Source organism: Mesorhizobium sp. B2-3-2 (assembly GCF_006442295.1).
Taxonomy (GTDB): domain Bacteria; phylum Pseudomonadota; class Alphaproteobacteria; order Rhizobiales; family Rhizobiaceae; genus Mesorhizobium.
Genome location: NZ_VFWA01000004.1, coordinates 428,727 through 451,669, shown reverse-complemented (window position 1 = coordinate 451,669; position 22,943 = coordinate 428,727). Strand labels below are relative to the sequence as shown.

Annotated in this window: 21 protein-coding genes and 1 riboswitch; of the genes, 6 read left to right on the top strand and 15 right to left on the bottom strand. The window is 63.9% G+C overall.

Going from position 1 to position 22,943, the window contains the following annotated elements; all coding sequences use genetic code 11:
- Positions 1-62 precede the first annotated feature (62 nt).
- The 4 genes from FJ964_RS13800 to FJ964_RS13785 form a co-directional block, all read right to left on the bottom strand.
- Positions 63-971 (bottom strand): patatin-like phospholipase family protein, encoded by a 909-nt coding sequence (locus FJ964_RS13800; RefSeq protein ID WP_181172454.1) that lies wholly within the window; start codon positions 969-971, stop codon positions 63-65.
- A 108-nt stretch (positions 972-1,079) separates the two neighbouring features.
- Entirely contained in the window at positions 1,080-1,871 is a 792-nt protein-coding gene (locus tag FJ964_RS13795; RefSeq protein ID WP_140550875.1) for an amino acid ABC transporter ATP-binding protein, read from the bottom strand.
- Positions 1,868-2,548, bottom strand: a complete 681-nt coding sequence (locus FJ964_RS13790) for an ABC transporter permease subunit (RefSeq protein ID WP_140550874.1) — start codon at positions 2,546-2,548, stop codon at positions 1,868-1,870. Before FJ964_RS13790 ends, FJ964_RS13795 begins: the two co-directional genes overlap by 4 nt.
- A gap of 108 nt (positions 2,549-2,656) precedes the next feature.
- Positions 2,657-3,430 carry an amino acid ABC transporter substrate-binding protein gene (locus FJ964_RS13785; protein ID WP_140493318.1) on the bottom strand — a complete coding sequence of 258 codons (774 nt, stop codon included), beginning with the start codon at positions 3,428-3,430 and terminating at the stop codon, positions 2,657-2,659.
- Positions 3,431-3,751: 321 nt separating this feature from the next.
- Here FJ964_RS13785 and FJ964_RS13780 point away from each other — a divergent pair, with 321 nt between their 5' ends.
- Positions 3,752-4,618 carry an RNA polymerase factor sigma-32 gene (locus tag FJ964_RS13780; protein ID WP_140550873.1) on the top strand — a complete coding sequence of 289 codons (867 nt, stop codon included), beginning with the start codon at positions 3,752-3,754 and terminating at the stop codon, positions 4,616-4,618.
- 78 nt (positions 4,619-4,696) lie between these two features.
- Here FJ964_RS13780 and FJ964_RS13775 read toward each other — a convergent pair whose 3' ends face one another.
- The 4 genes from FJ964_RS13775 to thiB form a co-directional block, all read right to left on the bottom strand.
- On the bottom strand, positions 4,697-6,160 hold the full coding sequence (locus tag FJ964_RS13775) for a M48 family metalloprotease (RefSeq protein WP_140550872.1): 1,464 nt from the start codon (positions 6,158-6,160) through the stop codon (positions 4,697-4,699).
- A 256-nt stretch (positions 6,161-6,416) separates the two neighbouring features.
- Positions 6,417-7,199: a thiamine ABC transporter ATP-binding protein gene (gene thiQ / locus FJ964_RS13770; RefSeq protein ID WP_140550871.1), complete on the bottom strand. Its 783-nt coding sequence runs from the start codon at positions 7,197-7,199 to the stop codon at positions 6,417-6,419.
- Positions 7,199-8,812, bottom strand: a complete 1,614-nt coding sequence (gene thiP / locus FJ964_RS13765) for a thiamine/thiamine pyrophosphate ABC transporter permease (protein WP_140550870.1) — start codon at positions 8,810-8,812, stop codon at positions 7,199-7,201. The genes thiQ and thiP overlap by 1 nt, the downstream gene beginning before the upstream one ends.
- A 69-nt stretch (positions 8,813-8,881) precedes the next feature.
- Complete coding sequence (thiB, locus tag FJ964_RS13760) at positions 8,882-9,880, bottom strand: thiamine ABC transporter substrate binding subunit (RefSeq protein ID WP_140550869.1); 999 nt, start codon at positions 9,878-9,880, stop codon at positions 8,882-8,884.
- Between the two features lie 42 nt (positions 9,881-9,922).
- Positions 9,923-10,038, bottom strand: a riboswitch (TPP riboswitch).
- An 88-nt stretch (positions 10,039-10,126) separates the two neighbouring features.
- On the opposite strand from thiB, the gene FJ964_RS13755 reads away from it, so the two are divergent.
- The 4 genes from FJ964_RS13755 (at position 10,127) to FJ964_RS13740 (ending at position 13,183) form a co-directional block, all read left to right on the top strand.
- Positions 10,127-10,771 carry a thiamine diphosphokinase gene (locus tag FJ964_RS13755; protein ID WP_140550868.1) on the top strand — a complete coding sequence of 215 codons (645 nt, stop codon included), beginning with the start codon at positions 10,127-10,129 and terminating at the stop codon, positions 10,769-10,771.
- Between the two features lies 1 nt (position 10,772).
- On the top strand, positions 10,773-12,590 hold the full coding sequence (locus tag FJ964_RS13750) for an ATP-binding cassette domain-containing protein (RefSeq protein WP_140550867.1): 1,818 nt from the start codon (positions 10,773-10,775) through the stop codon (positions 12,588-12,590).
- 55 nt (positions 12,591-12,645) lie between these two features.
- Positions 12,646-12,888 carry a type II toxin-antitoxin system CcdA family antitoxin gene (locus FJ964_RS13745; RefSeq protein ID WP_140550866.1) on the top strand — a complete coding sequence of 81 codons (243 nt, stop codon included), beginning with the start codon at positions 12,646-12,648 and terminating at the stop codon, positions 12,886-12,888.
- A 100-nt stretch (positions 12,889-12,988) separates the two neighbouring features.
- Positions 12,989-13,183 carry a CcdB family protein gene (locus tag FJ964_RS13740; RefSeq protein ID WP_246676180.1) on the top strand — a complete coding sequence of 65 codons (195 nt, stop codon included), beginning with the start codon at positions 12,989-12,991 and terminating at the stop codon, positions 13,181-13,183.
- 17 nt (positions 13,184-13,200) lie between these two features.
- Here the strand turns inward: FJ964_RS13740 and FJ964_RS13735 are convergent, their stop codons facing one another.
- Entirely contained in the window at positions 13,201-14,886 is a 1,686-nt protein-coding gene (locus FJ964_RS13735) for a hypothetical protein (protein WP_140550864.1), read from the bottom strand.
- Between the two features lie 74 nt (positions 14,887-14,960).
- Positions 14,961-16,259: an adenylosuccinate synthase gene (locus FJ964_RS13730; RefSeq protein WP_140493285.1), complete on the bottom strand. Its 1,299-nt coding sequence runs from the start codon at positions 16,257-16,259 to the stop codon at positions 14,961-14,963.
- Positions 16,260-16,472: 213 nt separating this feature from the next.
- On the opposite strand from FJ964_RS13730, the gene FJ964_RS13725 reads away from it, so the two are divergent.
- Complete coding sequence (locus FJ964_RS13725) at positions 16,473-17,375, top strand: DMT family transporter (protein ID WP_140550863.1); 903 nt, start codon at positions 16,473-16,475, stop codon at positions 17,373-17,375.
- A gap of 64 nt (positions 17,376-17,439) precedes the next feature.
- On the opposite strand, the gene FJ964_RS13720 is transcribed toward FJ964_RS13725, so the two are convergent.
- From FJ964_RS13720 to FJ964_RS13700, 5 genes are all read right to left on the bottom strand, one after another.
- Positions 17,440-17,607: a cytochrome c gene (locus tag FJ964_RS13720; protein WP_224660601.1), complete on the bottom strand. Its 168-nt coding sequence runs from the start codon at positions 17,605-17,607 to the stop codon at positions 17,440-17,442.
- 195 nt (positions 17,608-17,802) lie between these two features.
- A complete protein-coding gene (gene serA, locus FJ964_RS13715) occupies positions 17,803-19,401 on the bottom strand; it encodes a phosphoglycerate dehydrogenase (RefSeq protein WP_140550862.1) in 1,599 nt (532 codons plus the stop codon).
- A 161-nt stretch (positions 19,402-19,562) separates the two neighbouring features.
- On the bottom strand, positions 19,563-20,738 hold the full coding sequence (locus FJ964_RS13710; protein ID WP_140550861.1) for a phosphoserine transaminase: 1,176 nt from the start codon (positions 20,736-20,738) through the stop codon (positions 19,563-19,565).
- 202 nt (positions 20,739-20,940) lie between these two features.
- The gene (locus FJ964_RS13705) at positions 20,941-21,705 is read right to left on the bottom strand and encodes an outer membrane protein (protein ID WP_140550860.1); all 765 of its coding nucleotides are present in this window, start codon (positions 21,703-21,705) and stop codon (positions 20,941-20,943) included.
- Positions 21,706-21,891: 186 nt separating this feature from the next.
- Positions 21,892-22,725 (bottom strand): outer membrane protein, encoded by an 834-nt coding sequence (locus FJ964_RS13700; RefSeq protein ID WP_140550859.1) that lies wholly within the window; start codon positions 22,723-22,725, stop codon positions 21,892-21,894.
- Positions 22,726-22,943: the final 218 nt, after the last annotated feature.

Here is a 22,943-nt window from a genome sequence, read left to right as displayed (position 1 = left end):
CGCCGGGTTTTTTGTTGCAGGCAATATTGGAAAGTTGGTGCACGCCCCTCGGCGTGCAATCGTCACAGGAACGTTATGCGGGTCGCTTCCTGCTTGCCTTGGGCGAAACCGGCACGGGCCGCGGGAATGCGGGTCGCCAGATCCATCTGGTTGGTGCCCATTGCGGCACGGGAATCGACGTCAGGCGTGATCACCACCACCCGGCTGCCCTGCTGGCGCAGGGCTTCGACCTCGCTTGCAAGGTCCGCCCCCGGCGGTCTGCGCAGGCCCTCGAACTGGCCTTCCGGTAGCGGCCCGCTCCGTCCGCTGAACGGCGAGAGCACGATCACATTCGCATAGCCCGACGCAAGGTCGGCATTATCGGCGGAGCGCACGCCACCCGAGATGTAGCGAACGCCATTAATGCTGTGCGTAGGCCCCGCACCGGGCAGCGCGGTGCTCGCGGTGGCCGCGTCAACCAGATCGACGCCGGAATCGCGGTCGAACGCAGCCAGTTCACCGGTAAGCGCGTCTACGGCCACCACGAGCATCGGCCTTTCCGGCCATTCATGGCGAGGCAATCTGGCGGCGACCAATGCGCGCCGCTGTTTGGCCACTTCAGGTCCGAATTTGGCATCGCTCTCCAATCCGAATGCGCCCATCGCCCGCTGCAGATCGGCTGCCGAGGTAGCGGCGGCAGAAATGGAACGCATCCGCTCGAACACACTATCCATCGACGGGAACGGCGGTTGACGGCTCTGTCCGGCCGGTTGAACCGGCAGCGGGGACAGCACCGCAGCCAGCAGTTCGCCCGGCGGAATGCCGCTGCGCACCTGCACTGCCGCATTGGCGCCTGCGGAGGTTCCGATCACCAGATCGGCGGCCTCCGTCAGATCGACACCAGCTTCGGCGAGGCCCGCGATGATGCCGATCAGCCAGGCATTTCCGGCGGCCCCGCCACCACCGAGAACAAGAGCAACGTCGCGAACCATCAGCCCACTATCGCAGCCCGTGAGCATTCCCGTCCATCGAAATAACAGACCGTGCCTTGCGGCGGGTTCACAAGGAGCAACGCCCGCAAAGTAAGGGGCAACGCAGGCCTACGAAGGGATATTCCCGCCTTCTCCCCCACCCTCCTTCTCCGCCATTTCCTGCTTTAGCGTCGCGATGAATCGCCTTGTCCGTTCGCGCTCCGGATTGCCGAACAGCACCGCCGCGGGGCCTTTTTCGACGACGATGCCGGCGTCGAGGAACACCACCTCGCGAGCGATCTTTGAAGCAAGCCGCAGATCGTGCGTGGCCATCACCATCGTCGTCCCCTCGCTGGCGAGCCGGCCGAGCACGTCGACGACTTCCTGCGCCAGTTCCGGGTCGAGCGCGGAGGTCGGCTCGTCGCACAAAAGCACCTTTGGCGACGGCGCCAGCGCCCGGGCGATCGCTACCCGCTGCTGCTGGCCGCCCGACAGCGTTGCCGGCCAGGCATCGACCTTGTGCGCCATGCCGACCTTTTCCAGCAGCGCGAGTGCCCGTTCGCGCGCCCGTGCCTGCGGCCACTTCAGCACCGTCACCAGCCCTTCCATGACGTTCTCGATCGCGGTGCGATGCGGGAACAGCTGGAAATTCTGGAACACCATGCCGGTCTGCAGCCGCAGCCGCTGAATGTCCCGGGCCGCCACCTTCGCTCCGGGATGGAACTCCAGCGCCTGATCGCCGATACGCACTGTGCCCGAGGTTGGGATCTCAAGCAGGTTGATGCAGCGCAGCAGCGTACTTTTGCCACCACCCGAAGGACCGACCAGCGCAGTGACGCTGCCTTCGGCAATGGCAACCGTCACGCCCTTCAGCACGAGATTGTCGCCGAAGCGCTTTTCGATATTGGCAAGGTCGATCACGAGCGCGCCTCCAGGAACCCGCCATAGCGGTTGAGCCGCGCCTCCAGCCGCGTCTGCAAGGCCGAAAGCACCGAACTCATCGCCAGATAGAGGATCGCCGCCTCGACATAGAGGATCAGCGGCTCATAGGTTGTGGCGACGATGCGCTGCGCGGCCTGGAACATTTCCGGCACGGTGATGGCGGCGGCCAGCGACGTGTCCTTGACCAGCGAGATGAAGGTGTTTGAGAGCGGCGGCACCGCCACGCGCCCGGCCTGCGGCAGGATGGTGCGGCGCATCGCCTGGCTCCAGGTCATGCCGATCGAATAGGCCGCCTCCCATTGCCCCTTTGGCACCGCGCCTATCGCCGCGCGGACGATTTCCGACGAGTAGGCACCGATATTGAGCGTGAAGCCGATCAACGCCGCGGGAAACGCGTCGAGCAGGATGCCGACCGAGGGCAGGCCGTAGAAGATCAGGAACAGTTGCACCAGGAGCGGCGTGCCGCGGAATATCCAGACGTAGAAGCGCGCCACCGCGACCAGGGGCATTGGCCCAAAGAGCCGGATCAGCGCGGTTCCGAGACCGACGCTCAAGCCAAGCACAAAGGACAAGAGCGTCAGCGGTACCGTGAAGATCAACGCGGCCCACAGCAGCGAAGGCAACGATTCCAGCATGAGTTGCAGCCAGTGCGGCACGAAAGGCTCCTTCTTGCGACTGCCGTATATCACGCGAAAGGCGGCGGGCCGTCAAAACGGTCCGCCGCCGGGCGATGTCGCGCGGGCCGCCAACGGCCCGGCCGTAAATTACTTCGAAACGTCCTGGCCGAAATATTTGTCTGCGATCTTCTGATAGGTGCCGTCGGCCTTGATGTCGGCCAGCGCCTTGTTGATCGCGGCAACCAGTTCCGGGTCGCCCTTGCGCACGATGACGCCCGAATAGTCGGCGTTCTCTTCCTGCGCGGCAATTTTTACATTGGCATCCGGCTTGTGCTTCTTGAAATCGAGGAAGGACAGGCTGTCATTGATGGTTGCGTCGGCGCGGCCGGTCAGAAGCAGCTGGATCGACTGGTCGAACCCGTCGGTGCCGACCAGTTCGGCGCCGTTGGCCTCGGCAAGCTTGCCGAAATTCGAAGTGAGCGACTGCGCCGACTTCTTGCCCTTGAGATCGGCGAAGCTCTTGATGTCGGTGTTGTCGCCGCGCACGATCAGTACTGCCTTGGAGGCGATGTAGGGGTCGGAGAAATCGTATTTTGCCTTGCGGGCGTCGGTGATGCCGACTTCGTTGATGACCGCGTCATAGCGGTTGGCATCGAGGCCCGCGATCAGCCCGTCCCATTTGCCCTCGAGGAACTCAACCTTCACGCCGAGCTTGTCGCCGATCGCCTTGGCGATTTCGACATCGAAGCCGACCAGCGCTCCGCCGGCATCATGATAGGTAAAGGGTGCGTAGGTGCCCTCCGTGCCGACCTTGATGACGCCGGCCTGCTTGATCTGATCGAGATTGGCGCCGGCATAGCCTGCGGTGACAGCCAGAACCTGCAAGGTTCCGGCGACGATGAGCGACTTGAGCCATTTCATTTTTCTGTGATCCCGTCCTGGCCTGATATGCGGCATGGTGTGAGCGCTGGAAATTGACAGATGTGAGTTGAAAAAATAAGGAATGGAATTTCAAAAACATCCATTATTCGGAATTTGATTCTACAACTGACGTTTCTGGCGGCGCGTCGAACCCGCCTGGAGTTTTTTCGCGCAGCTTCCACGCCGCGCCGCCGGCGGCGGAACCTTTCCCGCGCATGGCACGTTTTGCGTTCGTTGTAGGGCAGGACGCCGTCATTTCAAGTCGAGGCGGCTGCCGGGCTTCGAAATGACATCCGTATCGCCTGAGCCAGGGAGCGCCTCATGATGGAAGACACGGCAGGACGGATCATGGTCCGCGCGGCAATGAGAGCTCCCTATCTCGAACGCGACGAGGAGCTGCGGCTGGCGCTGCGCTGGAAAAAGGACAACGACCAGAACGCTCTGCACAGCATCACCGTGGCCCATATGCGCCTGGTCATTTCCATGGCCTCCAAATTCCGCCATTACGGCCTGCCGCTTGGCGATCTGGTTCAGGAGGGCCATGTCGGCCTGCTCGAAGCCGCGGCCCGATTCGAGCCGGAGCGCGAGGTGCGGTTTTCGACCTATGCCACGTGGTGGATCCGGGCCTCTATGCAGGATTACATCCTGCGCAACTGGTCGATCGTGCGCGGCGGTACCAGCTCGGCGCAGAAGGCCCTATTCTTCAACCTGCGACGCCTGCGCGCCCGGCTGGCGAACGGAGCGGCGGAACCGCTGTCGAACACGACGCTGTACCGGGAGGTTTCAGCAGCTCTCGGCGTCTCCGAAGCCGACGTCGCGCTGATGGATTCGCGGCTCTCGGCGCCCGACTCCTCCCTCAATGTCCCGCTTGCCGACGATGGGGGCGCGACCGAGCGGATGGACTTCCTGGTGTCGGACGATCCCTTGCCCGACGAGGTCGTCAGCGACACCATCGATATCGAACGCCGCTCGGTATGGCTGAAGGCGGCGCTTGCCGCGCTCAACGCGCGTGAGCTGCGCATCATCGAGGAGCGTCGACTGAGCGACGAGGGCGCCACGCTCGAAGCGCTCGGCGAGACGCTCGGCATTTCCAAGGAACGCGTGCGGCAGATCGAGGCCCGCGCTATGGAAAAGCTGAAAGTGGCGCTGGTGAAGCAGAATCCGGAATTCCTTGCCAACGCCGCCTAAATCAATTCCAGGAAAGCGTGCAACGGTTTTCCGTCGGGGGATTGCGAAAACGATAGAGCGGGTCAGGCCGACAATCGGCTATTTGTCGGTGACGATCTTGACCTTGTCGCCGGCCGACACCGCAGCGCCAGGCGACAGCGCGTTGAGCACTCGGAACAGGTCGAGCTTGCGGTCGACGCCGACCATCTGCGCCGAAAGCGAACCCATTGTCTGCCCCGGCTGGACGGTGACCACGCGGATATGCAGCGGCTTCAGCGCCGCCTTTTCGGCGGCACTCAGAATGCGGAACGAGCCGCTGACGGAACGCGCCACGGTGTCCAGCGACGTGCTGGCGGACGGTGCCGCCGTCAGCAGCCGGTAGACCTGGCCGCCGGCCCGGATTACCGCGATGTCAAACTGCCAGCCTTCGGCGCCGGCATGCGCCGTCGCCGCCTCGTTGCCGTTGATCGTTTCCTGCCTGACGCTCGCGTCATCGAGGCCGGCCACCCAGCCGCTCCTGATATAGTCGGTCAGGGCTCGGTTCTTGTCGATCGACACGCCGTCGAAGCGGATCGCAATGTCGCCCGGCCCGGTCGCCGTCACCGCGGCGGCCGAATTGTCGATGATGAAGCCCTCCGGCACGGAGAAGGACACGCCCAGGCCCGGATGCAGAAAGGTCTCGCCGCGCACATAGCCTTCTTCCGGCGTGTCGCCGTAAAGCAGGCCGTCTATGCCGGCGAGGAAGGCGTCGCGATCGCGGGTGCCGACGCCCGGCGGGCCGAACTGGCGGGCATGGCGTTGCGCAAGGTCGATACGCTGCGGGGTATTGGGATGCGTTGCCAAGAAGTCGAGGCTGGCGTCGGTGGCGCCGCTGATCGAGCGGAAATCGGTATAGGCCGACATGGATTGGAGAAAGCGGCCGGCGGCGTAAGGATCGTAGCCGGCTTCGCCGATCGACTTGATGCCGATCGCGTCGGCCTCCAGTTCCTGGTTGCGCGAAAACTGCGCCAGTCTCAGCTTGCCGCGGATCAGCGCCGCCTTGGCTGTCGGGCTGTCGCCGAGCACGTCGGAAACGACCTTGGTGGCGAGCCCCTCCTCGGCCTCGAGCTGCTGGCGCTGCAAGCCGTGGTTGGCGGTGACGTGGCCCATCTCATGCGCGATGACGGCGGCGAGCTCGGCCGAATCATTGGCCAGCGCCAGCAGGCCGCGCGTGACATAGAGATAGCCGCCCGGCAGCGCGAAGGCGTTGACGTTGGGCGAATTGAGGATGGTGATGCGATAGGTCTGGGTCGGATTGGCCGACACCACCGTCAGGCTGCCGACGACCTTGGCGACCATGCGCTCGAGCTTGGGATCGGAATATTCGCCGCCATAGGTCGCCAGGATGCGTGGATGCTGCGCCTTGGCCAGTTCGGCCAATTTGCTATTGGCCGCGACATTGTCGACCGTGATCGGTTTGTCGGAAGGCTGGAAGCCGGATTCCTGGACTTCCGGAGGCGTGAACATCTGGCAGCTTGCCAGCGCCACGGCAAAGCCGGCCAGCGCCAGAAAGCGCGCCAGCATTTTCCCTCTTGGTCTTTCCATGCCGGTCGGCAGAACGGCTTCCTTTCGGGTCTGGCGCATGCCGCGAAAATCGGGGCGATCCTCGCAAGGGCTCATGCGCAAATCAAAGCGTTACAGCACCCACGACATCCCAACGCGCGGCGGATGCTGCAGGCAAATCACGGCCTGCACCGGACCGATACTGGGCGGACCTAGCCACACTACCTCTATCATGGCAAGCAATCGCCCCGTCGCCAGGAGCCGGTTTGAGCGTAAATTATGTCCGCTTCCGGGCAATATCTCGTGATCCAGCCTCCCAGGTGCTTGTGCCAACATAGCGCCGGAAAACTTCAGGACCAGCCCCGGCAAAGAAATCATCCGCCTTGCCCTTGGCGGCAACCATACCATTGTCGAGGAACACCACCTCCTCGCAGATACGGCGCGCGTCCTGTGGCTGGTGCGTGACGAACAGCAGCGTCATGCCCCGCTCGGCATGAAGGTCGGCGACAAGATCGAGCATGTCGTCGCGCAAGGCAGGTCCGAGCGAAGCGAAAGGCTCGTCCAGGAGAAGCACCGGACGGTCGCGAACCAGCACGCGCGCCAATGCGACACGCTGGCGTTCGCCTCCCGAAAGCTCGCGCGGCAGACGTCTTTCCTTACCCGCGAGGCCGGTGCGCGCGATCGCCTCCGCGATATCAGCGCGGTCGGCTTCGGTCAGCCGCAGCGAGGGCGAGCGGCCGAGCCCGACATTCTGTTCGACGGAAAGATGGGCAAAAAGGTTGTTTTCCTGGAATACCATCGACACCGGTCGCGCCGAAGGCGGGGAGGCGCCGACATCGGCGCCGCCGATCAACACGCGGCCGGCCTGCGGCGTCTCGAAGCCCGCCACCAGATTGAGCAGCGTCGACTTGCCCGAGCCGCTCGGCCCCATGATGGCGGTGATTTTCGACGTGGCGAAATCGACATCGAAGATGAGCGGCGCTTCGCCGTAGCTGAACGAGACCCTGTCCAGCCGTACCTCGGCTCCCCTTGCCGCACCATTGGTCGCGCCCGCAGCCATCAGGCTCGTTCTCCCCTTCCCAGCCGGCTCGCCGCCAGCACAAGCGCAAGGCAGACCAGACCGAGCAGCAGCGCCAGGCCGGCGGCGTCCTCGGTACGGTAGCTGCCCATGCGCGCGAGCAGAAGGTAGGGCAAGGTCTGCACGGAATCACTGCCGAACAGTGCGATGACGCCGAGATCGCCAAGCGACAGCGCTATGGCAAAGGCAAAGGCGGTGGCCAGCGGCCGTCGCAGCGACGGCCAGTCCACCAACCGCAACCGGGCCCAGCCCGCAATGCCCAAAAGCGCACAGAGCCGCTCATGGCGTTCGCTCGCCGCGTCATAGGCGGGGCGGATGGCGCGGATGGCGAAAGGCATCGCCATGACGGCGTTGACGGTGACGACCATGACTGGGGCTATGGCAAAGACGTCGCCGACATGGCGCAACAGAAGGAACCAGCCGGCGCCGATGACGATGGGCGGCACCACCAGGACGAAGCCGGCGCCGGTGTCGGTGGCGTGTTCGAGCAAGGTCCGTGGACCGGAGCGGCGCTTCAGGGCCAGCACGCGGCGCGCCATGGTGAGCGAAAGCGACAGCACGACCGACAGCAGCGCCGACAGGAACGCCAGCACCGCGCTGGTCAGCGTCGCCTGCCGCACCGCCGCCTCGCCGGCGAGACGGCCGAGGTCGGCGCCGATGCCTGACATCGCCGTCGCCGCCATCGGCCCGGCGACAAACAAAAGGGCAAGGACGACGAGCGCGCCATTCACCGCGGTCTCCGTCCTGCCGGCCGAGACGTAGCGGCGCGGCGCCACCGGCAGATTGGCGTCACCGGTGGTGCTGGCGCCGAGCCGCGTCAACGCCAGCACCACGACAAAGGTCAGCGCGATCTGCAGCAGCGTCAGCGCCACCGCCCGCGCGGGATCGAAATCGAAGCGCAGCGCCTGGTAGATGCCGACCTCCAGCGTGGTCGCGCCGGGGCCGCCGCCCAGCGTGAGCACGATCGTGAAGGATGTGACGCAGAGCATGAACACCAGTCCGGCGACGCCCGGCAAGGCGGCGCGCAATGTCGGCCATTCGATCAGCCGGAAAGCCGGTGCGGCACCCATGCCGAGCTGGCTCGCCAGCCGCCACTGGTCGGCTTGTATGGTTTGCAGCGCTTCGAGGAACAGCCGCGTGGCCAGCGGCAGGTTGAAGAAGACATGAGCAACGAGGATGCCGGACAGGCCGTAAATGCCCGGCCAATTGTAACCGCCGACGGCACCAAGGAAGCCGGCGAAATAGCCGGCACGGCCGTAGAGGGCCAGAATGCCGAGAGCCGCCACGATCGCCGGCAGCGCCAATGGTAGCGCGAAGAGCTGCAGCGTGAAGCCGCGGCCGGGAAAGCGCGGATGCCGCGACAGCGCGCGGGCCACGAACAGCGCGGGCATGACCGAAAGCAGCGTCGAAAGGATCGCTTGCCAGAGCGTGAAACGGACGACGCGCAGGAGATAGGGATCGAAGGCGCTCCAGGCGCCGGAGACATCGTGGGCGCCTTCGAAGACGAGGCCGGCAAACGCGCCGCCGGTCAGAAGCGCGATGGCGGCAAGCGCGAGGATGCCGGCGGAGATGCGGGGATCAGACGCGCGTTGCACGAAAGACCTTTAACATGCGTCGCGTTCCGTCGCGTAGGGCGGTCATCTCACGAGATTAGCCTGCAAACACTACTTGCTCATCACCGCAAGCCATTCATCCACCCATGCCTTGCGGTTGGCCGCGACCTCCTGCGGGCTGAACAGCAAGGTCTTGGTCGGCTTGACCAGTCTGTCGAAGGCCGGATTAAGCGGTTTGTCAGTCTTGCCGGCCGGGAACATCCAGTTGGTCTCGGGGATGGCATCCTGGAATTTCGGCCCGGTCATGAAGGCGACGAACTTTTCCGCCAGCGGATTTTTGGCGCCCGTTCTGGTGATGCCGGCGACCTCGATCTGCGGATATTCGCCCTCCTCGAAGGAAGCGGCCTGGTAGCGCTCGGTGTTCTCGGCAACCATGTGGTAGGCGGGCGAGGTCGTGTAGGACAACACCATCGGCGCCTCGCCCTTGGTGAACAGGCCGTAGGCCTCGCTCCAACCCGGCGTCACGGTCAAGACCTTCGCCTTGAGCTTGGCCCAGGCCTCCGGCGCCTTGTCGCCATAGACCGACTTCACCCACAACAGCAGGCCGAGGCCCGGCGTCGAGGTGCGCGGATCCTGGATGACGATCTTGTCATCGGCGCTGCCCTCGACCAATTCCTTCAGGCTCTTGGGCGGCGTCTTCAGCTTCTGCGTGTCATAGACGACGGCGAAATAGCCATAGTCATACGGGACAAAGATGTCGTCGTTCCAGCCGCCCGGCACATTGAGCCCGGTCACGGCGCCATGCGGCGCAAACAGGCCGGTGGCCTTGGCATCGGCGGTGAGATTGGTGTCGAGGCCAAGCACGATGTCGGCCTTGGTCGCGACCCCTTCCAGCTTGACGCGGTTGAGCAGCGCGACGCCGTCGGCGACCGAGACGAAGTCGACATCGCAGCCGCATTCGGCCTCGAATTCCTTCTTCACCACCGGGCCGGGACCCCAGTCGGCGGTGAAGCTCTCATAAGTGTAGACGGTGAGCTTGTCCTTGGCCAAGGCTGGCCCGGACAGAACCACGACCACTGCAGAGACAAGGGCGGATAAAAGCGTGCGCATCGGCGCCTCCTTCGTTCGCGTTAAAGGAATTGAGGCGTCGGACTGTCCGAAACGTCTAATCCCTCCGCCGGTACAAACCGGATCAGGTTCAGCGGGTTGGCGAGACTGCCTCTCAGCCGGTCCGCGAAACATCGCGTCCGGCACCCCGTTAGAGCGCTTCGACACATAGGCCCGGCCGGTGAACCGCGCAAGTGGCAGTTTGCCGGCCTTCCGTTTCCGCTGCCGGGCTGGTAAGGGCCACACGATATGAGCACATTCACCATCCTGCTTGGCGGCGATCTCATCCGCACGCCACGGCTCGACCGTCAAGTCGAGGGAACCCGCGTCATCGCCGCCGATGCCGGCATCGGCCATGCGAGGACGCTCGGCCTTGTGCCGGAACTTTGGGTCGGCGATTTCGATTCCGTGCCCGCCGACCTGCCGGATGAACTGGCCGCCGTGGCGCGCCGGACCTTCCCGGCGGAGAAGGACGCCACCGATGGCGAACTCGCAGTATCGGCGGCGCTGGAGCGCGGCGCGACCAGCCTCGTGCTTGCCGGCGCCTTCGGCGGCAAGCGCGCCGACCATGCCTTCCTGCACATGGCGCTCGCCCTGCGGCTGGCCGGGGCCGGGACAAAGGTGCTGTTGACCAGCGGCGCGCAGGAAGGCGTGCCCATGGCGCACGGCACGGCCGGCTTCGACTATGCCGACGGCACCCTGTTCTCGATCCTGGGTTTTTCGGAGCTTGCGGGGCTGACCGTCGCCGGCGCGAAATGGCCGCTTGACTGCGTCGAGGTCGCGTTCGGCTCGTCGCTGACCATCTCCAACGAGGTCAAGGGCAGGCTCGAGATCGCGCTGGGAGCGGGCCGCGCGCTGCTGCTCGCCCATCCCTATCCCTTGGCAGAAAGCTGACATGGCGCCGCCTCTTCTCAATCTCGACGGAATAAAACTGACCTTCGGCGGCACGCCCCTGCTCGACGGCGCCGACTTGGCAGCGTCGGCCGGCGACAAGATCGCGCTGGTCGGCCGCAACGGGTCCGGCAAGTCGACGCTGCTCAAGATCGCCGCCGGCCTGATCGAGCCGCAGGACGGCGAGGTGTTCCGCCAGCCATCGGCGACCGTCCGCTATCTGCCGCAAATGCCCGACATGGACGGCTTTGCAACCGTGCGCGCCTATGTCGAGGCCGGGCTCGGTCCCGCCGACGATCCTTATCGCGCCAGCTACCTGATGGAGCATCTCGGCCTCTCGGGCGAGGAGCGGCCAGGCGACCTGTCTGGCGGCGAAGCCAGGCGCGCCGCCCTTGCGCGCGTCATGGCGCCGGAGCCCGATATCCTGCTGCTTGATGAGCCGACCAACCATCTCGATCTGTCGGTGATCGAATGGCTGGAAGAAGAACTCGTCCGCACCTCCTCGGCTCTCATCGTCATCTCGCACGACCGCCGTTTCCTCCAGCGCGTCTCGCGCGCCACCGTGTGGCTCGACCGGGGTCAGACCCGCCGGCTGGATAAGGGCTTTGGCCATTTCGAGGAATGGCGCGACCAGGTGCTTGAGGAAGAAGAGCGCGAACAGCACAAGCTCGGCCGCCAGATCGTGCGCGAGGAACACTGGCTGCGCTATGGCGTGACGGCGCGGCGCAAGCGCAACATGCGCCGTTTGGGCGAATTGCAGACCATGCGCCAGCGTTTTCGCGGCCATCGCGGCGCTGAAGGCACGGCGACGATGGTGGCCAGCGACGCCGCCGAATCCGGCAAGCTGGTGATCGAGGCCAGGAACATCGAGAAGAGCTTTGGCGACCTCACCGTGGTCAAGGGGTTTTCGACCCGCATCCAGCGCGGCGACCGCGTCGGCCTCGTCGGGCCGAATGGCGCCGGCAAGACGACGCTTCTGAAGATGCTGACCGGGGAGTTGCAGCCGGATGCGGGTTCGGTGCGGCTCGGCACCAATCTGGAGATCGCCACGCTCGACCAGAAGCGCGAGGCGGTCGATCCGCAGGAAACGCTGGCGCAATATCTCACCGATGGGCGCGGCGAGAACCTCGTCATCAATGGCGAGCAGCGCCACGTCGTCTCCTACATGAAGGACTTCCTGTTCAAGCCGGAGCAGGCACGCACGCCGGTACGCGAGCTTTCCGGCGGCGAGCGGGCGCGGCTGATTCTGGCGCGCGTGCTGGCCCGGCCGGCCAACCTGCTGGTGCTCGATGAGCCGACCAACGATCTCGACATGGAGACGCTGGAGCTGCTGCAGGAACTGGTCGCCGGCTTTGCCGGCACTGTCATCCTGGTCAGCCACGATCGCGATTTCCTCGACCGCACCGTGACCAGCGTGATCGCGCCGGATGGCGATGGCCGCTGGGTCGAATATGCCGGCGGCTATTCCGACATGCTGGCGCAGCGCGGCGGCACCAGGCTCGATGACCGCAAGGCGCGGGCGAAGGCGAATGCAAGCGAGGCGCCGACGGCCAAGGCGGACAGCGCCGCCGCCAAAGGCTCGGCAAAAAAGCTCTCCTTCAAGCAGAAATTCGCGCTGGAATCGCTGCCCAAGAAGATCGAGGCGGTCACAGCCTCGATCTCGCGGCTGGAGAACAACATCGCCGATCCCGCCTTTTACGAGCGCGATCCAGCCTCGTTCCAGAAGACCATCGCCGCCCTCGACAAGGAGCGCGCCACGCTGGCCGCGCTCGAGGAAGAGTGGTTGGAGCTGGAAATGCTGCGCGAGGAGATGGAAGGGTGAATGATTGCATGTGATCTTTATGCGCATACGTTATGCGCATAAGAAGGTCATATCCATGATTCAATCGACTCCAAAAGCACCGAGGACGTCCGTCAACACGTCCATTGACTCTCAGTTGATCAAAGACGCCAAGGCATTGGGCATCAACATTTCCCGCGCAGCCGAGGCTGGTATCGCGAAAGCGATAGCGGCGGAAAAAACACGTCGATGGCAGGAAGAGAACAAGGAAGCCATCGAAAGCTCCAATGAATATGTCAAGCGCAACGGACTGCCATTGGCCAAACACCGGCCGTTCTGACGGCGCGTTACGATTTCTATCGGAATGCTGAGGGCGATGGATATCTTCTGTGCAATCAGACCTTCTTGAAGGGCTGAGCACGAGGGTCGTCATTCCTTTGATGCCGTCTAACATAGCGCCGGTTCCTGGCCGCCGACTAAACCCGAGCTTCGCTATAAACGGCAGAGACCATGTGATGGTCACCCAGTTCATGTCGGCCTTGACGGCCTCCGAATTGCCGGATGCCGAGGGGAATCTCTCCAGGCATCCCGACGACATCGTCGCCGCGCTCGGCATGCTGTTCCAGGGTTTCTGACCGAAGTCGACTTTACCTCAGCCGGCCGTCTTAGCTTGCCAGGCCTTGATCGCCTCGTCGAACACCTTCTCGCCGGGAATGCCCTTTTCCATGGTCAGCAACGCCCGACGCCCGGTCTTGTAGACGACCGGCACGTCGATCCAGTCCTGTCCCCGAAGCAGGGTCAGGTTGGCGTCCTCGTCGGCCTTGGTGTCGTTGAGCGCGACGAGGAAGAAGCCGTCGGCGATCTTGGCCGGAATGCCGATCAGCGGGCTGCCGGCATCCTGCTCCGAACTCTTCATGGCCACGCGCAGGATGTTGTCGACGCCGCCGCCTTCGAAACCGTCGGGCGTCAGGAAGATCATCTCGATGATGTGGCTGGCCGGCAGCGTCTGGTCGGTGTTGCGGCGGATGGTCATGCGCAACTGGATGTCCTTGCCGGGAATGGTCGCCTCGGCGCGGATCGCCGGCTCGGGCGGCAGGTCGCCGCCAGGCGATTCCTGCACCAGCGACCAGACGATGTTGCCGGGTTCGGCCGAACCCTGCGCGGTGCTGGTGCGCTCCTCATAGAAGATCGCCTTCTGACCAACCGGCAGAGAGGTTTGCATCGGCGCGCCGGCCGGCGAGGGCGGCGTGGCGGCGCTACCAGCCGGTGCCGCGGGTGCGGTTCCATTGGGGGGTGGCGCCACTGGCGCGGCGCCTGGCGCAGGGGGCGTGGCCCCCGCGGGCGCGCCTGCGGCCGGCGGGCCTCCTGCCGGAGCCGACAAGGCCGGGGTGGTCGTGGCTGAAGGCGGCGTTGTCAGCGCCGCGACGGACTCGCCCTCGCCCACGCCGTTCTGTCCGCCGGCCGGGCCAGGATCGACCTCGCTGCCTTGCGGCGTCAGTCTTTGGGTGAACTTCGGTGTCCCCTCGGGCTCGGCACCACCGGCCGCAGGTGCGGGGGGCGTTGCCGCCGCATCGCTCGTTGGCTTGGCGGGCGTCGATTTGACTGGCTCGGTCGTCGCGACCTTGCTGCCGCCGCCCAGGCCCAGCATCTTGCCGAAGGCGTCCTTGTTTAGCCAGATGCCATAGCCGCCGCCGGCAATGACCAGCAAAGCAATGGCGGCCGCGATCAGCCCGCCATAGCTGCGCTTGCGTTCAGCCGGACGCGCACGCTGGAAAGTATCGGCGGACGCAGGCTCTTCCTCGCCCCCAAAGACATCGGCCTGCTCGTCGTCCTGACCCGCATCCATGCCAGGCTGAGCCCTGTCCTCGAACTCCGGGGCCGGCTGCACCGCTGCGGGCTTTTGCCAGTTCGTCTCGGCCTCGACGGCGGGCGATGCAGGCTCGGAGACGTCTGGCTTCGGAGCCGGTGGTGCCGGCGTGTAGGGTTTAGCGTTCGGGGCGGGCGCTGCCGGCCAGGCCGGCTCCGCCTTCACCGGCTGCTTGGTATGGTTCGGCTGGTTCTTGTTGCGGTCGATGGAGGAAAATATGTGCTCCAGTTCGGCAAGCGGATCGGTCTCCGGCACGCTTTTGGCATATTCGCGCTCGAGCCTCGATATGGCGTCTTCCAGGCCGCGCTTCTGCCTTTCGGCATCCGACGGCGAAAGCGGCGGATCGCGCTCGGCAATCTTCTTTGCAATCGTCGAGCGCGCTTTGTCGTAGACTTTGGCCCGCAGCTCAGGCGTGGGATCGCCAAAATTGTTTATCGTATCCCTCAGAGCAGAAACGAAATCTTTCGCCATGCGTCAGTCGACCTGTATTTGCTCCCGGACCGGCCTCCGCAAATCAGCCGCAACGCCCGGAAAGGCTTGAGAAACTAGTCTTGAAACGGATCGGTCACAAGTATCGTATCGTCCCGTTCCGGGCTGGTGGAGAGGAGCGCGACCGGCGCGCCGATCAACTCCTCGATATGGCGGACATATTTGACGGCCTGGGCCGGGAGGTCGTTCCAGCTGCGGGCGCCGGCGGTGGTGCCTTTCCACCCCTCCAGCGTCTCGTAGATTGGCTCGACGCGGGCCTGCGCGCCCTGGCTGGCGGGCAGATAGTCGATCGTCTCGCCGTCGAGGCGGTAGCCGGTGCAGACCTTGATCTCGTCCAGCCCGTCAAGCACGTCGAGCTTGGTCAGCGCGATGCCCTTGATGCCGTTGACGGCGACGGCCTGGCGCACCAGCACCGCGTCGAACCAGCCGCAGCGGCGCTTGCGGCCGGTGACGACGCCGAATTCATGGCCGCGCGTGCCGAGGAATTCGCCGATCTCGTTCTGCTGCTCGGTCGGGAACGGACCTTCGCCGACGCGCGTCGTATAGGCCTTGGTGATGCCAAGCACATAGCCGATGGCGCCCGGGCCCACGCCGGCACCGGCTGCCGCCTGGCCCGCGACGGTGTTGGACGAGGTGACGAACGGATAAGTGCCATGATCGATGTCGAGCAGCGTGCCTTGCGCGCCCTCGAACAGGATGCGCTCGCCGGCCCGGCGCTTGTCGTCGAGCACCTTCCAGACCCGGTCCATGTAGGGCAGGATTTCGCCGGCGACCGAGGTCAACTCTTGCATAACCGCGTCATGCGTGGCTTCGGCATGGCCAAGTCCGCGACGCAGTGCATTGTGATGCGTCAACAGCCTGTCGACCTTCAAGGGCAGTGTTTCCAAATCCGCCAGATCCATCACCCGCACCGCGCGCCGGCCCACCTTGTCCTCATAGGCGGGGCCAATACCGCGGCGGGTCGTGCCAATCTTGGTTCCGGAATTTGAGGCGGCGTCCTCGCGGAAGCCGTCCAGTTCCCGGTGCAGGGACAGGATAAGCGCTGTGTTTTCGGCTATTTTCAGGCGCTCCGGCGTTACCTCGACGCCTTGCCCCTTGAGCTTCGCCACTTCGGCGACGAATGCGTGCGGATCGAAGACGACGCCATTGCCGATAATGGACAGCTTGCCCTGCCGCACGACGCCCGACGGCAGCAGCGACAGCTTGTAGACCTTGCCGTCGACGACCAGCGTATGGCCGGCATTGTGGCCGCCCTGGAAACGCACCACGACATCGGCGCGCTCCGACAGCCAGTCGACGATCTTGCCCTTGCCTTCGTCACCCCATTGCGAGCCGACGACCACCACATTGGCCATGTTTCTTTTCCTTCGAGGTGCCGCCGCGCGGCTTGGATACTGTTCGAAACGACAGGCCTCTATAACGTCAAGAGCAGGCCGATGCGACCTTTCTTTGCCGCCGAAAATGAACTGAGGCACAACAATTTTCAGCTTTGACATCATTTACTTGTCCATGCGGGGGCAATAGGCCGGCAGGCACGCCCCATTCACCTCTTCCCGCTGCGACCCGCCATGCACCGAAGCGCCTACATGTTCCTGCTGCTCACCACCTTGCTGTGGGGCGGCAACTCGGTGGCCGGCAAGCTGGCGGTCCATCACGTCTCGCCGATGACGCTGGTCTTCCTGCGCTGGGTGCTGGCGGTAGCGATCCTGCTGCCGATCGGCTGGAATGCGCTGAAAAGAGATTGGCCCCTCGTGCGCAGGCACTGGTTCGTGCTCGCCGCACTTGGCGCCAGCGGCTTCACCTTGTTCAACACGATCTTCTATACGGCGCTCAATTACACGACCGCGATCAACGTTTCGATCGAGCAGGCGGCGATGCCTATCCTGATCATCGTAGCCAATTTCATCTTCTTCCGCCTGCGCGTGAACTGGGCGCAGATCGCCGGCGTGGTGCTGACGATCTTCGGCGTCATCCTGACCGCCTGCCACGGCGATCCGCGCCGGCTGCTGACATTGGAGCTCAATTTCGGGGACGCCATCATGCTGGTCGCGGTCATTCTCTATAGCGGCTATTCGGTCGGGTTGCGGCTGAAGCCGGCCATGCAATGGCAGAGCCTGATGCTGGCCATGTCGCTCGCCGCGCTCGTCACCTCGCTGCCGTTCTTCCTATGGGAAATCGCGGCCGGCAAGGTCATCGTTCCCGACGCACGCGGCTGGGCGGTGATCGTCTATACCGCGATCGGCGCCTCGGTCGTCTCGCAGATATTCTACATCAGGGGCAATGAGCTGATCGGCGCCAACCGGGCCGGCCTGTTCATCAACCTGGTACCGATCTTCGGCACCCTGCTTTCGGTGCTGATCGTCGGCGAGAGATTCCAGCTCTACCAGGCATTGGCGCTCGTCCTCGTGCTGGGCGGCATCGCGCTTGCCGAATATAGCGGCAGCAAGGCAGCCATGCCGAGGCGCCGGTAAACTCGCTTCGCGCCCCGTTCGTCAGCTTCGATGAGAGCGTCGGCTCGCCCGGCAATTCGCAGGACTACTGCAATTCCTTGCGTACCGCCGCGACGTCGTCGGACGAGACCGCCGGGGCGGCATTGCCCCAACTGCCGCGCACGTAAGTGAGGACGTCGGCGATCTCCTGATCCTTCAGGCGCCACGCCAGCGAGGGCATTGCAGGCGTCGTCGGCGCGCGGGCCGTATGCACGGCCTGGCTTCCCGCCAGCACGGCCCGGGCAAGCGTTTCGGCGCTGGCGAGTCCGCTGGAGCACGATCAAGATCATCCACGCTTGCCGTTCGGCAGCATCGGCATCAATCAGCGGACGGATTGATGGCGATGCCGAAAACGCTCTTGTCTGGCCGGTACGCGGAGCGTCGCGATCGTGCAGTTGCGGGACAAGCCTTACACCCCGCCGACGTCGAACTGCAGCCGCTTGGCCGAATCGATCGATTTGTGCGCCCGCACCTGCTCCAGCACGTTTTCCGGGAACGGCGCGTCGAGATAGAGCAGTGCGATGGCATCGCCCCCCGGCCGGTTGCGGCCGAGTTGGAAGTTGGCGATGTTGACGCCGTTCTCGCCGCACACCGTGCCGAGCAGGCCGATAATGCCCGGGGCGTCGGCATTGGTCGTGTAGAGCATGTGCTGGCCGACCTCGGCATCGAGATTGATGCCCTTGATCTGGATGAAGCGCGGCTTGCCGTCGGAGAAGCAAGTGCCGGCGATCGAGCGCGTCATATGCTCGGTCTTGACCGTCAGCTTGATATAGCCGTCGAACACGCCCGATTTGTCGCGCTTGACCTCGGCGACGATGATGCCGCGCTCCTTCACCATAATCGGCGCCGACACCATGTTGACGTCGGCGACCTGCGGCCGGATCAGCCCGGCAAGGGCCGCGCTGATCAGCGCGCGCGTATTCATCGTCGCGGTCGAGCCGTCGAACAGGATTTCCACCTCCTTGATCGGATCCTCGGTGACCTGGCCGACAAAGGCGCCAAGCACTTCGGCGAGCTTGACGAAGGGTTTGAGCCGCGGCGCTTCCTCCGCGGTGATCGACGGCATGTTGATGGCGTTCGAGACGGCGCCTTTGATCAGGTAGTCGGCCATCTGTTCGGCGACCTGTAGCGCGACATTCTCCTGCGCCTCCGCCGTGGAGGCGCCGAGATGGGGTGTGGCCACCACATTCTCCATGCCGAACAATGCGTTCTGTTCGGCCGGCTCGGCCTCGAACACGTCGATGCCGGCGCCCGCCACCTTGCCGCTCTTCAGCGCCGCCACCAGGTCGGCTTCGACGACCAGCCCGCCACGGGCGCAGTTGATGATGCGCACGCCGTCCTTCATCTTGGCGATCGCGGCGGCATCGATGATGTTGCGCGTCTTGTCGGTCAGCGGCGTGTGCAGCGTGATGAAGTCCGCGCGCGCGAAGAGCTCGTCCAGTTCAACCTTGTCGACGCCGAGTTCCTCGGCGCGTTTGTCCGACAGGAATGGATCGAAGGCGACAACATGCATCTTCAGGCCGACGCCGCGCGTGGCGACGATCGAGCCGATATTGCCGCAGCCGATGACGCCGAGCGTCTTGCCGGTGATCTCGACGCCCATGAAGCGGTTCTTTTCCCATTTGCCTGCATGTGTCGAGGCGTTGGCTTCCGGGATCTGGCGGGCGAGCGCGAAGATCATCGCTACCGCATGCTCGGCCGTCGTGATCGAATTGCCGAACGGCGTGTTCATCACGATAATGCCCTTGCGGCTGGCCGCCGGTATGTCGACATTGTCGACGCCGATGCCGGCGCGGCCGACGACCTTGAGCCTGGTGGCGGCATTGATCAGCTTCTCGGTAACCTTGGTCGCCGAGCGGATGGCGAGGCCGTCATACTGGTCGATCACTTCGAGCAGCTTCTCCTTGTCCTTGCCGAGATCGGGAAGATAGTCGACCTCGACGCCGCGATCCCTGAAGATCTGAACGGCGGTGGTGGAAAGTTTGTCCGAGACGAGAACGCGAGGCATGGGATTGGTCCTTGTTGCTTACCCCCACCCGCCGTCGCTTGGCTCAGGCACCTTCTCCACAAGGGGAGAATGTCAGGCGCCTGCCTTTCTCCCCTTGCGGGAGAACGTGGCCGCGAAGCGGCCGGATGAGGGCTGTTCCAGAAAATGATACCGTTCGAGTTTCAGGCCGCTGCTTTCAGCAACGCCTTCTGCGCGGCGAAGGCCCAGTCGAGCCAGGGCAGCAGCGCTTCGAGATCGGAGGTCTCGACCGTTGCGCCGCACCAGATGCGCAGGCCAGGCGGCGCGTCGCGATAGGAACCGATGTCATAGGCGACACCTTCCTTGTCGAGCGCTGAAACCAGACCCTTGGCGAAGGCCGCCTGTGCGTCGGCATCGAGTGCAGCGACTTGCCCGTCGGTGAAGGACAGGCAGACGGACGTGTTCGACCGCGTCGCCGGCTCTACGGCGAGATGGCCGAGCCAGGAGGATTTCGCGACGAAACGGTCGAGCACGGCCGCGTTGGCGTCGGCCCTGGCGACCAGCGCATCGAGGCCGCCAATCGATTTCGCCCAGTTTAGCGCGTCGAGATAGTCCTCGACGCACAGCATCGACGGCGTGTTGATGGTTTCGCCCTTGAAGATGCCTTCGATCAATTTGCCGCCGGAGGTCAGCCGGAAGATCTTCGGCAGCGGCCATGCCGGCTTATAGCTCTCCAGCCGCTCGACGGCGCGGGGCGACAGGATCAGCATGCCATGCGCGCCTTCGCCGCCCAGCACCTTCTGCCAGGAGAAGGTCACGACATCGAGTTTCTCGAAATCGAGCTTCTGCGCGAAGGCGGCCGACGTCGCGTCGCATATGGTCAGACCCTTGCGGCCGGCCGGGATGAAATCGCCGTTCGGCACGCGCACGCCCGAGGTCGTGCCGTTCCAGGTGAAGACCACGTCGCGGTCGAAATCGATCCTGCCGAGATCCGGCAGTTCGCCGTAACCGGCCTCGAGCTTGCGCACATCGGCAAGCTTCAACTGCTTAACCACGTCGGTGATCCAGCCGGAGCCGAAACTCTCCCAGGCGACCATGTCGACGCCGCGCTCGCCCAGTAGCGACCAAAGCGCCATCTCGACGGCGCCTGTGTCGGACGCCGGCACGATGCCGATGCGGTAATTGGCAGGAACCTGGAGAATTTCGCGCGTCAGCGCGATCGCCTGTTCGAGCTTGGTCTTGCTGATCTTGGCGCGATGGGAACGGCCGAGCGCAGCAGCTTTCAGCGCCTCGACCGACCAGCCGGGACGTTTCGCGCAGGGACCTGAGGAAAAGTTGGGGTTTGCCGGACGGAGTCCGGGCTTCGTATGCGTCGTCATCGTGGTCTATCCTTCCAGATAGTGGCCCCTCGTTGGGGAGGGGTGGCCCACGGACGGCGATATGCGCTCGGGCTTCGGGCGTCAAGGGGAAAGTTTTTGTCGCGGGCAGGATACTGGCGATCCGCGATCAGGATCTCGTGAGCTTCAAACCCAAACGGCGGACCGAAGAGATTCGCCGCCAGGGTTCATGTATGCCAGCCTGCTACCAGAGATCGTAGCGTAGCCCGAGCTTGACCTGATGATTGCTGATTCCCTTGTGGACCGGAAACGAGGTCAGGCTCTCGGCCGTCACATATTCAGCGTCGGGCGCCGAGAAATACTGGTAGCCGAGATCGACGGAAACATTCTTCGACACCTGATAGGCAAGGCCGGCATTCAGCGTATATGCGAAGGAATACTTGGTCTTGTCGTCACTCAGGCCGAAGTCGTCGGTTGGATCGCCATTGTCGGTGAAATAGCTCGCCGAGAGCTTGTGCGTGCTCCTGACGATGCCGATGCCGGCGCCGAGATAGGGTGTTATGCCGACATAGGTACCAAGGTCGACATAGCCGTTGAGCATGCCTGAAAAGGCATAGTTCTTCAGGGACGCCGACGCCAGGGTCGCCTCTGCCGCAGTCGCCGAATCGTCATAGCCAATGCCGATCTTGTTGCCGGGCAGGTAACCCAGATTGAGATCGGCGCGCAGATAGTCGTTGAAGTGGTAGCCGAAGCCGATGCTGGCGAAGATCGGGTCTTCCTTGTTGTCGAAGCTCGCCGGCGTGAAGGCGAAATCCTCATTCTTGAAGCTCTTCTCTACCAGGTAGGAGACATCGCCGCGCAGATACCAGCCCGAGCCGACCTCGACCGGCACGTAGTCGGGCGCCTGGTCGACATAGACCGGCGGATCATAGTCGGCGGCCAGCGCAGGCGTCAGCGGCATGATGGCGAATGTGGCAAGCACCGGCGCCATACGCGATATGAGTTTCATGATCCCCTGCTCCCGATTTCGGCGCCACCAGACGGCAACCATCGTTTCAGGAAGCATTGTTAACCATAGTGGTTAAGTCGGGGTTAAGGCTAACAGAGCGTTTAGCGAATTGATTTTCGGGCAGCCCGACAAACGAAAACCGCCCGGCTGATGCCGGGCGGTTTCGGACCGTTGGATGGTCGGATCTTACTTCGTGTAGATCGGCTCCGGTTCGGGCTGATAGGCCACCGTCGGCGCGGCGCAACCGTTGTTGCCGCCGAACTGGTAACGCAGGCCGCCGCGCACCTCATGCGTGTCGATGCCGCGGTCGAAGCCCGGCCCGGCGCTGCTGATATCCCACTCGAACATGCGGCCGCCTTGGATGTGGCTGTAGCGATAACCCGCGTCCAGGATCAGCTTGTCGGTCAGACAGTAGGAAGCGCCGGCCATGAGCGCGTAGGCAAAGCGCCAGTTTTTCGCACCGGGGTTGAACTCGGTGGTGTTCGGGTCCCTGACATCGTCCCATCTGACATGCGCGCCGCCGATGCCGGCGCCGACATAGGGCGTGATGCCGTGATAGGTGCCGAGATCGACATAGGCGTTGGCCAGCAGCAGCAAGGCGCTCATTTTCGACACTTCGGTCGACGTCGAGAAAGCGTCCGAAGTTCCGCCGTCGAAGTTCGACTTGAACCAGTAATCGGCGGTCAAATCCGTACGAAAATGATCGTTGATCTTGTAGCCGACGCCGGCGCCGAGCGAGAAGCCGCCCTTGAGCTTGCCGAAATCGAAGCTCCTGTCGCCGGGAATGACGTTACAATTACAGGGATCGATGGTGTAGGTCGTGTAATCGATGCCGCGCACTTTCGACTTGTGGTAGTCGAGATCGCCGCGAATGTACCAGCCGCCGACATCGACCGGCTGCTCGTATACCGGCGGCGGTGCCTCTTCGACCACCGGCTCCGGAAGGTCGGCCGCGAACACCGGCCATGCCAGGCCCGCGAACAGCGCGGCGAATAGGGCCTTTCTTGCTGTATTGAACATGCTTGTCACCCCTAGAAACCCTCGGAACAGCGGTCGCGTCCGAATGAGATTGGCTTTCAGGCGTGGATAATGAATAGCAAAGGTTAAAAGGCATTTAACCCTGTCTATTAACCACGAATCTCCAGCATTTGAGGAATTCGGATGGTTCCGCGCGTCTCGAGCCAGTTCCGCAGGCAAACAAAAGCCCGCCGGACGGGCGGGCTTTCGAAGCAATCAGA

Excerpts from the sequence above, each read along its gene's own strand:
- FJ964_RS13775 (WP_140550872.1), bottom strand. The coding sequence starts at position 6,160 with ATGCTGGCGCGCTTTCTGGCGCTGGCCGGCTTTGCCGTGGCGCTGGCA.
- FJ964_RS13780 (WP_140550873.1), top strand. The coding sequence starts at position 3,752 with ATGATGGAAGACACGGCAGGACGGATCATGGTCCGCGCGGCAATGAGA.
- FJ964_RS13730 (WP_140493285.1), bottom strand. The coding sequence starts at position 16,259 with ATGGCCAATGTGGTGGTCGTCGGCTCGCAATGGGGTGACGAAGGCAAG.
- FJ964_RS13755 (WP_140550868.1), top strand. The coding sequence starts at position 10,127 with ATGAGCACATTCACCATCCTGCTTGGCGGCGATCTCATCCGCACGCCA.
- thiB (WP_140550869.1), bottom strand. The coding sequence starts at position 9,880 with ATGCGCACGCTTTTATCCGCCCTTGTCTCTGCAGTGGTCGTGGTTCTG.
- FJ964_RS13740 (WP_246676180.1), top strand. The coding sequence starts at position 12,989 with ATGCCGTCTAACATAGCGCCGGTTCCTGGCCGCCGACTAAACCCGAGC.
- thiQ (WP_140550871.1), bottom strand. The coding sequence starts at position 7,199 with ATGGCTGCGGGCGCGACCAATGGTGCGGCAAGGGGAGCCGAGGTACGG.
- FJ964_RS13705 (WP_140550860.1), bottom strand. The coding sequence starts at position 21,705 with ATGAAACTCATATCGCGTATGGCGCCGGTGCTTGCCACATTCGCCATC.
- serA (WP_140550862.1), bottom strand. The coding sequence starts at position 19,401 with ATGCCTCGCGTTCTCGTCTCGGACAAACTTTCCACCACCGCCGTTCAG.
- FJ964_RS13735 (WP_140550864.1), bottom strand. The coding sequence starts at position 14,886 with ATGGCGAAAGATTTCGTTTCTGCTCTGAGGGATACGATAAACAATTTT.
- FJ964_RS13725 (WP_140550863.1), top strand. The coding sequence starts at position 16,473 with ATGCACCGAAGCGCCTACATGTTCCTGCTGCTCACCACCTTGCTGTGG.
- FJ964_RS13700 (WP_140550859.1), bottom strand. The coding sequence starts at position 22,725 with ATGTTCAATACAGCAAGAAAGGCCCTATTCGCCGCGCTGTTCGCGGGC.
- FJ964_RS13750 (WP_140550867.1), top strand. The coding sequence starts at position 10,773 with ATGGCGCCGCCTCTTCTCAATCTCGACGGAATAAAACTGACCTTCGGC.
- FJ964_RS13800 (WP_181172454.1), bottom strand. The coding sequence starts at position 971 with ATGGTTCGCGACGTTGCTCTTGTTCTCGGTGGTGGCGGGGCCGCCGGA.
- FJ964_RS13745 (WP_140550866.1), top strand. The coding sequence starts at position 12,646 with ATGATTCAATCGACTCCAAAAGCACCGAGGACGTCCGTCAACACGTCC.
- FJ964_RS13710 (WP_140550861.1), bottom strand. The coding sequence starts at position 20,738 with ATGACGACGCATACGAAGCCCGGACTCCGTCCGGCAAACCCCAACTTT.
- FJ964_RS13785 (WP_140493318.1), bottom strand. The coding sequence starts at position 3,430 with ATGAAATGGCTCAAGTCGCTCATCGTCGCCGGAACCTTGCAGGTTCTG.